8 protein-coding genes are annotated in these 12339 nt (G+C 42.6%); 4 read left to right on the forward strand and 4 right to left on the reverse strand.

Translation table 11 applies throughout. From position 1 onward, the window contains the following. Nucleotides 1-332: 332 nt before the first annotated feature. The 4 genes from ACXJY6_RS14505 to ACXJY6_RS14520 all read right to left on the reverse strand — a co-directional run bounded on the left by ACXJY6_RS14505 (nt 333) and on the right by ACXJY6_RS14520 (nt 4506). Nucleotides 333-1556 carry a multifunctional CCA addition/repair protein gene (locus ACXJY6_RS14505; RefSeq protein ID WP_458768746.1) on the reverse strand — a complete coding sequence of 408 codons (1224 nt, stop codon included), beginning with the start codon at nt 1554-1556 and terminating at the stop codon, nt 333-335. Between the two features lie 135 nt (nt 1557-1691). Beyond that, nucleotides 1692-2300: a TIGR04211 family SH3 domain-containing protein gene (locus ACXJY6_RS14510; protein ID WP_456052085.1), complete on the reverse strand. Its 609-nt coding sequence runs from the start codon at nt 2298-2300 to the stop codon at nt 1692-1694. Between the two features lie 164 nt (nt 2301-2464). Further along, on the reverse strand, nt 2465-3724 hold the full coding sequence (locus ACXJY6_RS14515) for an inorganic phosphate transporter (protein ID WP_456052084.1): 1260 nt from the start codon (nt 3722-3724) through the stop codon (nt 2465-2467). A gap of 101 nt (nt 3725-3825) precedes the next feature. Next, nucleotides 3826-4506 (reverse strand): TIGR00153 family protein, encoded by a 681-nt coding sequence (locus tag ACXJY6_RS14520; RefSeq protein WP_456052083.1) that lies wholly within the window; start codon nt 4504-4506, stop codon nt 3826-3828. A 205-nt stretch (nt 4507-4711) separates the two neighbouring features. Between ACXJY6_RS14520 and ACXJY6_RS14525 the strand changes: the two genes are divergently transcribed. The 4 genes from ACXJY6_RS14525 (at nt 4712) to hldE (ending at nt 12286) form a co-directional block, all read left to right on the forward strand. Continuing rightward, a complete protein-coding gene (locus tag ACXJY6_RS14525) occupies nt 4712-6226 on the forward strand; it encodes a CYTH and CHAD domain-containing protein (protein WP_458768747.1) in 1515 nt (504 codons plus the stop codon). 339 nt (nt 6227-6565) lie between these two features. After that, a complete protein-coding gene (locus ACXJY6_RS14530; protein ID WP_456052081.1) occupies nt 6566-7822 on the forward strand; it encodes a methyl-accepting chemotaxis protein in 1257 nt (418 codons plus the stop codon). Nucleotides 7823-7927: 105 nt separating this feature from the next. Next, nucleotides 7928-10792, forward strand: coding sequence for a bifunctional [glutamate--ammonia ligase]-adenylyl-L-tyrosine phosphorylase/[glutamate--ammonia-ligase] adenylyltransferase (gene glnE, locus ACXJY6_RS14535; protein WP_458768748.1), 2865 nt, complete (start codon nt 7928-7930; stop codon nt 10790-10792). A 63-nt stretch (nt 10793-10855) separates the two neighbouring features. Next, entirely contained in the window at nt 10856-12286 is a 1431-nt protein-coding gene (gene hldE, locus ACXJY6_RS14540) for a bifunctional D-glycero-beta-D-manno-heptose-7-phosphate kinase/D-glycero-beta-D-manno-heptose 1-phosphate adenylyltransferase HldE (protein ID WP_458768749.1), read from the forward strand. Nucleotides 12287-12339: the final 53 nt, after the last annotated feature.

The following is a 12339-nucleotide window of genomic DNA, read 5'->3' on the forward strand; positions in this document are numbered from 1 at the left end:
TAAAGGTCAGTAATCCTTAGGGACTTATTTACTTAATACTTTGAATACCCTGCCGACTACGGCAGGGTATTTTTTTGCCTGTAATTTAGTAAACGCAATGAGCCGTTCTGACCGCAACTAATCTGTATCGCAGAAGCTCTAGGTGCTAAAGCTCCTCTCTTTACAACGAAAGCGGTCTAAAAGAAGTTAAAGGTCAGTAATCCTTAGGGACTTATTTACTTAATACTTTGAATACCCTGCCGACTACGGCAGGGTATTTTTTTGTATGTAATTTGGTAAAAGCAATGAACTGTTGTGGCCACAATTAATTCGTATCGAAGAAGCTCTAGGTGCTAAAGCGTCTTAAAAAGGTTTTCGATGGCTTTGGTGCGGCGAATAAATAGCTCATCTCGAATGGCTTTCCCTTGAAAGCCATCAGCAATGATTTCTTGAGTATTGATTGAAACCGCAGCTTGATAGGCTCGTTTAAATCGCTCGGCTTGAGAGTAGGGAAGGTGTTCCATTCCTAGTCGCCCACAATGATCCGCCTGACAGCAGAGTAATACTTTATCTAAACGCTCTGGTTGTCTCCATACGTAGAGTTTATCGAAAATTTTTACGTAGGTACTGGGACGCAGCTCATTAGCTCTATGGATATTAGAATGCTGCTCACACACTGCTATGGCCAAGTCTCGATAGGCATTAGGTACTCGTAAGCGGAGACAAAGACTTTTGATGAGTTTTTGTCCGGTATGGCAATGTATCTTATGGCTGGGCCACTCTGCTATTGGTGTAATTCCTTTACCAAGATCGTGTACGCTAGCAGCAAAACGAACAGTTGTGTCTTCACTTAGCTTAGCAGCTTGCTCCGTAACCATTAGTGTGTGAACCCCAGTGTCAATTTCAGGGTGCCATTGTGCAGGCTGAGGAACACCAAATAGTAAGTCGATCTCAGGGAGAATGACCGCTAAAGCACCACACTCACGTAAGGTCGAAAGAAATACATGTGGTGTTTTCGTTGATAGTGACTTATGCCACTCTTGCCAGATTCGTTCAGCGGTTAAGTTTTCTAATTCGTTTTGCGCCACAATCTCTTTCATTAACTGCATGGTTTCTTCAGCGACGATGAAGCCAAGGTGGGCAAGTTTAGCCGCAAAACGCGCGACTCTTAGCACACGTAGCGGATCCTCAACAAATGCATCGGAGACATGTCGTAGCAATTTGTTATTGAGATCTTCCTGACCGCGATACGGATCAATAATATCGCCATTATCATCTTGTGCGATGGCGTTGATGGTGAGATCTCTTCTCTTTAGATCGTCTTCCAGCGTAACACTCGCGTCGAAGTCGCAAGCAAACCCTTTATAACCAGCTCCAGTCTTTCGTTCAGTTCTTGCGAGTGCATGCTCTTGTTTGGTCTTTGGATGGAGAAAAACAGGAAAGTCTTTCCCAACAGCTTGATAGCCACGAGAAAGCATCTCTTCAGGGGAAGAACCAACGACAACCCAATCTTGGTCATAAACGTCGAGGCCAAGCAGTTGATCTCGTACTGCACCGCCGACTAAATAGCGTTTCATCTGTTTACTCATTGCATAATTGTATAAGTTGAAATTATAGGTCGAGTCTGTCTTTATTAAAAATTTAGAATAACAAAAGTCAAAACAAAAAAGGTCGCCACGAATGGGCGACCTTAAAATATTACAGTATTAGGTTTATACCCAATCTGAACGGTTTTTCTTACGCTTAGGAATAATGTGCGGCAAGATAATACCGAAGAAGATTCCGCCTAGCATAACACCGCCACCATAGAGGAAGTATTTCATTAGTAAGTCTTCTTTTTGAGTGTCCAATTTTGCACTTAACTCACGGATTTGGCCTTGTGATGCTGAGAACTTGCTCATCATCTCTGAATAGTTTTGCTCTAACTCTGTTACTTGACGACTGCGAACTTCAAGAGATTCAACTAAGCCTTCTTTTTCGCGATTGGCATCACTTTCTGCACTGTCTAATTTAGCTCTTACTTCAGACAGTTCTTTTTCTAAGCGAGGTAGACGAACCGCCATACTTTCTTTCGACGTAATAAATTTGCTCTGTACCCAGCCTTTACGGCCTTTACTATCAACAATCTGCGTATAGCCACTCGCTTTATCAGATTGAAGCAACTTAATTTTATCACCAGCATTTACGCTACCCATAATTCGGTATTGGGCACTTGGCCCTGAATGCATGTAGGTAAACAATTTATCAGCAACATAAAATTGCTGTGCAAATGATGGTACAGAGAACACAGCAAGCAGTACCATAATCATCAATTTTTTCACGTTGAATCCTTTACAGATAAGATTGATAGGGCAAACAGTATTGAATATTTTCAGATAATATTAAGTTTCTTTATCTGGTGCAACAAAGAAGGGAGCCAAAGCTCCCTATTCTCAAAACTTTATCACGTTGTTACATTAACTTAACCGTTAGCTGACTTTGGTCGTTAGATAAACATCATTTCTATCACGTAGTAGAACACGACAGACAGTAGCGCGCCAGCAGGTAAGGTAATAATCCAAGATGCAACAATGTTTCGTACTACACCTAAGTTCAAGGCTGCAATACCACGAGCAAAACCTACACCAAGTACAGCTCCAACTAAAGTTTGAGTTGTTGAAATCGGTAATCCTGTACCAGAAGCAAGCACTACAGTTGAGGCGGTTGCAAGCTGAGCTGCGAAACCACGACTCGGAGTTAACTCTGTAATACCAGTACCTACGGTTGCCATGACTTTGTGGCCTAACGTTGCCAAGCCAATGACGATGCCAATCCCGCCAAGCGGCAATATCCACCAAGCAATTTGTATTTTTGCCGTAATGTTGCCCAAGTTTTGTACTGTTGCAACAATCGCTGAGAGTGGGCCAATAGCATTTGCGACATCATTTGAACCATGAGCAAACGCCATAGCACAGGCTGTAATCACCATTAACACGGTAAAGATACTTTCAACGCCAGCAAAGCTATGATCATCTTCTTTGGTTGAAAAGCGTCGAGCAATATAGATGTAACCACCAATCATTACCAATGCAGAAAATGACATTGACGCGAGCCATGCTTCACTTCCACTTAAATGTAAACCTACATGTTTAAGGCCTTTTTTAATGGTCACTAACGCGATGACCATAGTCGTGATAAACATGTATACCGGAACAAAACGTTTGGCATTAATTAACGGGTTTTCTGTATCGAAAATAAGTCGTTGAGCACTGCTAAATATAATGTAAGCAATCACACCAGAAATTAGCGGTGTCACAATCCAACTGCCAACGATACCTTGAACCGCTCCCCAATGAATGGCATCAGTTCCGACAGTGACACAGGCAAAACCGATGATTGCACCGATAATTGAGTGAGTCGTCGATACGGGCCAGCCCATGTATGAAGCTAGTAATAACCAAGTACCGGCCGCTAAAAGTGATGACATCATACCAAACACTAATACTTCCGGAATCTCGGTAAATAAGCTTGTGTCGATAACGCCTTTTCGAATGGTGTCAGTCACTTCACCGCCAGCTAAATAAGCACCAGCAAATTCAAAAATCATTGCGATAATAATCGCATTCTTTACAGTCAGCGCTTTTGAACCAACTGACGTCCCCATTGCGTTAGCAACGTCATTTGCACCGATACCGACGGCCATCATAAGTCCAAAGAAAGCCGCAACAAGGATGATAATCGTGCTGTAGTTTGCAAGTATATCCACTGAAATATCCAATTTATTAGTTAAACTAAACAATGCACTCTAGTTTCTAGCGGTTTATATGCGAGAAAAGTGTCTTGAGAGCAACATCGATTTTTTGTTGGTTATGAACGCGAGAGCATCAATTCTAGTCGAGCGCCTACGCGTTGAGCTTGATCGGCGATACCACCAATCCATTCGAAAATCTTATACATAAACATGACATCGATAGGATTGTATTTAGACTCAATGGCCATCAAATTTTGACGTAAATGAATCTGCATTAAATCGGTATCATCTTCAATTTCATCGAGCTGGTTGATCATCTCAGCAACTAAGGTTACTTCGCGTCCCTTAAAGCCGGTTTCGAGAAGTTCGTCAAGTTCATTGATAACTTTTTGAGCTTGATTTGCTGCATCTAAACAACGCTTCACATAGGCAATGAAATCATCTTGAAGTACTTCAGGAATGACCAATTGACGTCCAAATACACGCCCAGACACATCTTTCGCTAAGTTCGCTAATTTGTCTTGCTGAGTCAGTAGCTCAAGCATATCGGTGCGATCAACAGGAAGAAATAAGCCGCGAGGTAACTTAAGGCGAATTTCACGCTTTAGTACATCTGCTTCTTTCTCTAGATGAGATATCTGCGCACGAATTTCAGACGCTTTCTCCCAATCGGATTGAAAGCTCACTTCAAAAAAGTTAACGAGATGAGAACAACATTCATTGACACAAATGACGTGTTTTTGTAGAGGTTTGATCGGGGATTTTGCAAACAACCCCATAATAGTATTCATTGTCATGGTTATTTAACCCAAATAAAACATAACCGAAATAAGCAACTAATGCCGAAGACTGGCTAATTGTTAAGAGGTAATAAAGCGCGCATGTTAACTCATTCAATGGTGCTTTAAAACCGTTTTAGATCATGTCTAAGTTGATAATTCCATCTTGCTCAGTAGACCATTCCGCAATATCCTGTTACGACCATTGATTAAAGGGTTCATTATGGAAACTGAGATAGAGCTTAAGTTTTTTGTTTCTCCTGATTATTCAGATACTTTACTTACTATAATTAAAGAACTTAAAGTTCTTCAGCATAGTTGCCGTCAGCTCGGCAATATCTATTTTGACACCTCTGACAGTTGGTTACGCCAACACGATATCGGTATGCGGATTCGCCGTTGTGATGATGTTTATGTGCAAACGGTGAAAACTTCTGGTCGAGTGGTGGCCGGTTTGCACCAACGCCCTGAATACAATGCAGAACATGACGGAGATATTCCCAATCTATCACTTCACCCTGAAGATATTTGGCCGCAGGGTAAATCTGTTTCGCAATTGGAGCATGATTTAATTCCGATGTTTGCGACTGATTTTACTCGAGAGCAGTGGTTAGTTATGACACCGGATGGCAGCCAGGTCGAAGTTGCCTTTGATCAAGGAGAGGTTATTTCAGGTGATCAGCGAGACACCATCTGTGAAGTTGAATTAGAGCTTAAGTCAGGTCAAACCGATGCACTATTTACTTTGGCTCGTTCATTGAGTGAAAGTGGCGGTGCTCGTTTGGGCAACTTAAGCAAAGCCGCGCGTGGTTATCGCCTTGCTTCTGGGTATCAAAGTGATGAGGTTACTCCGCTTTCATTGGTGAAAACACACTCAACTGACACGGTTGAGTCGTGCTTTATTAAGTCGCTAGAGCATGGATTATCTCACTGGTCTTATCATGAGCAAATATATGTAGAACATGAAGGCATTGAAGCGCTTGATGAAATTCGTCACGCGATCTGTTTTATTCGTCAAACGTTAGCAGTATATGGTGGTGTCGTGCCACGACGGGCAAGTGCGATTATTCGTCAAGAGCTTAAATGGCTTGAGCAAGAAATCGGGTGGTTAAAAGAGAATGATTACCTCGATGACTTGCTTAAAGAAAAAGGCCATGTGCTACGAAAACTCGACGAACGCAAATCGATCGTTCAACACTTACACGCATTGCAGGAGAAGCATCCTTCACGTGATGACAACCTCAAACTGCTTCACTCTGGCCGCTATGCGGGAGTTATCATCGATTTGAGTCGTTGGATCTTAGCTAAAGGCTGGCAACCCTTTCTTGATGAAAAAGCAAAAGTAACAATGGCACAGCCGGTACCGGAATTTGCAGTTCAACAGCTTGAGTATGTATTGGATGAATTATGTATCGCGTTTCCATTAGAGGAGGCCTTATCGTCAGAAATGTGCATCGCTCAGAAGTACAACTTGACGCGAATATTGTATACAGGGATCGGCTTTGCCAGTTTGTATGATGCCGATGCTCGAAATAACTTCCGCTTACCTTGGGCTGATTTGCTGCAAGGGATTGATGACTTATTGGCACTGACCATCTTGCGAGGTTTAGTTGATAAATTAGAAGATCAAGACCAATTGACTCGTTGGCTGTCGCGCCAAGAAGCTTCTATTCTATATGCAATGGAGCAGACTCGTGCGAAAGGTATGTCTGCGATACCCTATTGGCATCCTTCTTAACTTCTCCGTATTTCCCTTGTGTAGCGTGACGTAGCGCAAGGGATTTCAACTTTGTTATTACTCTTTATATTAATTCCAATCATTTTCTTTTTTAAGAACTACACTTTTCATATGCGGTACGGCTATCGCATTCAAGTTCTCACTGCTTACGCCGATAAAATCAACATTATTCGTCGGTATATGATCGCCATGCTTACTATCGCCTTCTGTTTGAGAGACAAAAGGTGATGTGAGTATCTTTATTTGAGCCTAGATTTACCGTAGCTCAACACTGGGTGATGTCATGGTGAGCAGATAGTCGATATAAAGAACAATAAATGATGTAAACGGAGATTGAATATGGCAAAGCTAAGCTTTAAGCCGTGGGAAAGAGTGATTACTGATGTTCGCTTAATTCCAAAAATGATAATTTTAATGGTATTCAGTACTGTTCTTATCGTCGTTAAGCAGTTAGGCGACGCTAGCACGTTTTATCAAGCGTTACTGGATGCCACTCAACACGCTGAGATAGCACAAGCCCACTACGACGAATATATAATGACAATGGTGTGGCAAACGATCGCAATGATTGCGATATTTATTGGCTTGCTGCTTTTCACTGCTCGAATTATGTTGCGTCAAACTAACTACATTAGTGAAGCGATTCAATCATTAGCGAACCGTGATTTAAGTGCGCCAATTGAGCTTGAGTGCAAAGACGAATATGGTGACTTAGCTCGAGAGCTCGAGAAAACGCGCAGCCAATTGCAAGATGTGATTAAGCTCCAAGTCGGAAGTTCACAAGAGCTTGCAACATTGAGTGAAGTGATGACCATAGCGATGTCTGAGACACGGGATTCCGCTAAGGAAGAATTTATTGAAATTGACCAGCTTTCGACGGCAATGAGTGAAATGAGCTCGGCGGTTTCTACCGTGGCAGAGAATGCACAAGCCGCTTCGACACTTACAGAGGCAGCGTCTGAAAAAGCACAAACGGGACAAGACTTCGTCAATGGTACTGTATTGAAAATGAGTGACTTGTCGGATGATATTTCAAAATCCGCTGAAGCGATAACTGAAGTCGAAGATCGTGTTGCGGCCATTAGTAGCATGGTTGGCACCATTCAAGGTATTTCGGAACAGACCAACTTGCTTGCATTAAACGCTGCTATTGAAGCGGCCCGAGCAGGTGAAGCTGGACGTGGTTTTGCAGTGGTTGCCGATGAAGTGAGAAACTTAGCTCAAAGCACGCAGAAAGCGACGGTTGAAATTCAAGATATGATTGGCCATTTACAAGCTAGCGCTAATTCAGCCGTAGACTTGATGGAAAAAAGTGTGGTGGAAGCCGCTGAAGGGGTTAGTTTGGTGAGTAGCGCCGGTGATGAACTGAGCGGTATTGTTGGGCAGGTTAAACAAATCAATGAAATGAATTACGAAATTGCAGATGCTGCTGGAGAGCAAACCACCGTTGCACAAGATATGAATACTAATCTGAGCACGGTTAAAGAGTTGGTAGAAGCATCGGTCGAGGTCGTGACAGAGCTACTTGAAACAGCAGAGATGATGGAAAGCAATGTTACTGAATTAGATCAGAAAATTAGTTCGTTTCAAGTGTAATATGATTAAGGATTAGATATAACGTCCACTCTTTTAGGGTGGGCGTTTTTTATTGATGAAAATTTGTTATAACTAAGCGACATCCTTGGTTTGTAAGGAGCTTACATGCAACTTCCGCTAGAACTTAAATCCCATACTCAAAACCAGTACCAATTATTGGTTGAGCGTTATCCATTTATCTTGAGTTGGGATGAGGAATTAACTCAACAGCTCTATTACGTTATCGGATTAAGTAAGTTTTGCCACGATACCTTAATGCGTGATGAGGAGTTGTGTAAAAACTTACCGACTTTGATGGCGAGTCAGGATCGCAGTTGTTGTTATCGAGAAGAGTTACAAGTGCAACTCAGTCAACAGGATAACGAAGATAGTGGGATGGCATTTCTGCGCCGATACCGAAATCGAGAAATGTTGTATATCGCTTGGAATGACTTTGTTTCATCAGCCAATGAATTAGAACATTGGTCATTAGAAATCAGTTTGAATCATATTAGCGAATTGGCAGAGGCGATGATTTTCGAAACTTACCAATGGCAATACCGCTTATGTTGTAATGAATACGGGACTCCTTGTAGCCAACAAGGTGAGGCGCAACCCATGCTGATTATTGGAATGGGCAAGCTGGGTGGTGGGGAGCTGAACTTCTCTTCTGATATCGATTTAATTTTTGCGTATCCCGAAAATGGAGAAACTCAGGGTGCCCGACGTAGTATCTCAAACCCGCAGTTCTTTACTCGCCTTGGTCAACGAATTATTAAAAGTTTGGATAAATGGACAGTAGACGGGTTTTGTTATCGAGTTGATATGCGTCTTCGACCTTTCGGGGAAAGTGGCCCGTTGGTGATGAGCTTTACAGCAATGGAAGATTATTACCAAGAACAAGGGCGTGACTGGGAACGCTACGCGATGGTTAAGGCTCGCGTAATGGGACGTGAAATGTACTCTCATTATCAAGAACTGCGTCAAACCTTGCGTCCGTTTGTTTTTCGTCGCTATATCGACTTTAGTGCGATTCAATCGCTGCGACGAATGAAGTCCATGATACAAACCGAAGTTCGTCGTCGAGGCTTAGAAAACAACATTAAACTCGGTGCCGGTGGCATTCGAGAAATTGAATTTATTGTTCAAGTGTTTCAGCTAATTCGTGGGGGAAGAGAACCGTGTTTGCGTCGAAGAGGGCTTATAGGCACCCTTGATGCGATAGAGGAGTTGTCTCTTCTCAAATTAGGCGAAGTCACTATTCTACGTACTAGTTATCTATTCTTACGTCGTTTAGAAAACCTTTTGCAAGCAATGGAAGATAAACAGACCCAAACTCTACCCGATAACGAGGATGATCAAATTAAACTTGCTTGTGCAATGGGATATGAAGATTGGGAAACCTTGCTCAAGCAGACGTTAGAACACATGGCTGATGTTCATACTGTATTTGACGCTTTAATCGGGGACGACCAGCATAATGACGAAAGTGATATTGAACGCTGTTATAGCGAACTATGGGACTTTGCTAACAAAGCCGATGTCGTTGAGCAAATAATTGAACAAGATATTGGGTTAACCCAAGAGTCGGGCATTGCAAAGGCTCTGATTCAATTTAAACAAGAGCTTGCAAAGAAAACCCTCGGTCCACGTGGTCGAGAAGTACTAAACCGCTTGATGCCAAAAGTTTTCCAAGCAGTATTTTCTCACCCTAAGGGGCGTTTCGGATTTTCACGAGTTTTGCACTTATTGCAGAACATCGCGACTCGGACTACGTATCTAGAGTTACTCGATGAGCACCCGGCTGCGCTGACGCAATTAGTTAGATTGTGTACGGCAAGTCCAATGATATCTGAGCAGCTTGCTCGTTATCCTATTTTGCTTGATGAGCTTATCGATATTAAGCATCTGTATAACCCGATAGAACTAGATTCATATCGTAATGAATTACGTGATTACCTTGCCCGAATTCCAGAAGATGATATGGAACAACAGATGGAGGGGTTACGTCAGTTTAAGCAAATTTGTATTTTAAAAATTGCCGCAGCCGATGTGACGGATGTTTTGCCTGTTAGACGGGTAAGCGATCACCTTACCTATCTTGCGGAAGCCATCATCGAAGTTGTGGTGAAACAGGCATGGATTCAATTAAGCGAAAAATATGGCGAGCCGACCCATATTCATCAACGTGATGGCTTAGGGTTTGCTGTTGTTGGTTATGGGAAGCTTGGTGGTTGGGAGTTGGGGTATAACTCAGATCTTGATATTGTGTTTATTCATGATTGCCCTAGTGATGTGTACACCGACGGTAAAAAAGAGATAGATGGGCGTCAGTTTTATTTACGTTTGGCTCAACGAGTTGTTCATCTTTTCTCAACACGAACCCCATCAGGAATTTTATACGAAATTGATACTCGGCTTCGTCCATCAGGCTCGTCGGGATTATTGGTTTCATCAGTTGAAGCATTTACCGATTATCAACGTAATGAAGCGTGGACGTGGGAACATCAAGCATTGGTCAGAACGCGTATGGTGTTTGGTGATGAACCACTACAGCAAGCATATTCGAATATGCGTCATCAGATTCTAACCACTCAGCGTGAAAGCCGAACGCTAACGCAACAAGTGAGAGATATGAGGCAAAAGATGCTTGGCCACCTTGGGAACAAAAAACCGGGACGCTTTATGCTAAAGCAGGACAGAGGCGGCATTACAGATATCGAGTTTATAGCTCAGTATTTGGTGCTACGCTTTAGTCAAACTTATCCGAATTTGACACATTGGTCTGATAATATCCGTATCTTTGAATCCTTGGTGCAAGAACAAGTTATTACTGAATGCGAAGCTCAGCAGTTAATTACTGCTTATACATCGATGCGCAATCAATTCCATCGCCGTAATTTATTAAATCTTGATGGAGACGTTGATGAAACTAAGTTCGTTAATGAGCGTCAACATGTTATGGATATTTGGCAATCTTGGCTTGGTTAATGCCTTTTGCTTATTTGTCACTGTGATAAACTCTGCCGTAAAATATAAATTGGAGAATAAAAAATGAAGCCCATTTTGCCTGATTATCAGCAAGCTGGTGTGTTAATTGTTGGCGACGTTATGTTAGATCGCTATTGGTATGGACCAACAGGACGAATTTCTCCAGAAGCGCCGGTTCCTGTGGTTAAAGTTGAGAAAAATGAAGAACGTCCAGGCGGAGCTGCCAACGTTGCAATGAATATTTCGTCGCTCGGTGGTTCTTCCTATCTAGTAGGGTTTGTTGGTAATGATGAACCTGCTCAAGTATTAAATCAAAAACTAACGTCACTCAAAGTAAACTGCAATTTCGTCGAACTCGACGACTTTCCTACTATCACTAAACTGAGAGTACTAAGCCGAGGACAGCAGCTCATCCGGCTCGATTTTGAAGATAAAGTGGAAGATCTTGAACCCGCTTTAATTGAAAATCAGATGCGTCAATCTTTGCCTAAAGTAAAAGCGGTGATCCTTTCTGATTATGCCAAAGGGACACTTGAACATGTTCAAAACTACATTCAATTAGCGAAGCAACACGGAGTTCCTGTGTTTATCGATCCAAAAGGTGCAGAATTTGAACGTTACCGTGGTGCGACACTACTAACCCCTAATCTATCTGAGTTTGAAGCCGTGGTCGGTAAGATAAAAGATGACGATATGTTGGTAGAAAAGGGACTTGATCTGATAGAAAAATACGATTTTGAAGCTTTGTTGGTCACACGCAGTGAACATGGTATGACATTGCTACGCAAAGGTAAAAAGCCGTTCCACTTACCGACATTAGCGAAAGAAGTGTACGACGTAACAGGGGCGGGTGATACCGTGATTTCTGTACTTGCCGCTTCTGTTTCGGCAGGTAAAGAACTTGATGAAGCGTGTGCGTTAGCGAACGCTGCAGCTGGCGTGGTCGTAGGTAAAGTCGGTACCGCAACCATTTCAACGATTGAGTTGGCTGAAGCCGTTCACGGTAGCCAAGATACCGATTTTGGTGTGGTTGGTGAAGATCAACTAACCAAAGCAGTAAGAAAAGCCCAAGCTCGCGGAGAAAGAGTCGTGATGACCAATGGTTGTTTTGACATTCTTCATGCCGGTCATGTCTCCTATTTAAATCATGCGGCACAACTTGGCGATCGCCTTATCGTAGCGGTGAATAGTGATGAGTCGGTTAAGATTTTAAAAGGCCCTGGTCGCCCAGTTAATCCAACGGATCGTCGCATGGCTGTTTTAGCGGGATTGGGCGCCGTTGATTGGGTTGTACCATTTAATGAAGAAACGCCGCAGCGTTTGATAGCTCATATTTTGCCAGACCTTCTTGTTAAAGGAGGCGATTATAAACCGGAAGAGATTGCTGGTGGTGAAGAAGTGATCGAAGCGGGTGGGCAAGTAAAAGTGTTGAATTTTGAAGATGGATGTTCGACCAGCAGTATTATTGATGCAATTCGTGGCGGAAAAGGCTAATTTCGAAACGAAGCCGATTTGTCAGAATTAAACTAAACTGTGAGTAATAACTG

This window comes from Vibrio phycocola (assembly GCF_054404255.1).

What these genes read in the sequence shown, in the direction of transcription:
- ACXJY6_RS14530 (WP_456052081.1), top strand. Translation starts at nt 6,566, where the DNA reads ATGGCAAAGCTAAGCTTTAAGCCGTGGGAAAGAGTGATTACTGATGTT.
- ACXJY6_RS14525 (WP_458768747.1), top strand. Translation starts at nt 4,712, where the DNA reads ATGGAAACTGAGATAGAGCTTAAGTTTTTTGTTTCTCCTGATTATTCA.
- ACXJY6_RS14505 (WP_458768746.1), bottom strand. Translation starts at nt 1,556, where the DNA reads ATGAAACGCTATTTAGTCGGCGGTGCAGTACGAGATCAACTGCTTGGC.
- glnE (WP_458768748.1), top strand. Translation starts at nt 7,928, where the DNA reads ATGCAACTTCCGCTAGAACTTAAATCCCATACTCAAAACCAGTACCAA.
- ACXJY6_RS14520 (WP_456052083.1), bottom strand. Translation starts at nt 4,506, where the DNA reads ATGACAATGAATACTATTATGGGGTTGTTTGCAAAATCCCCGATCAAA.
- hldE (WP_458768749.1), top strand. Translation starts at nt 10,856, where the DNA reads ATGAAGCCCATTTTGCCTGATTATCAGCAAGCTGGTGTGTTAATTGTT.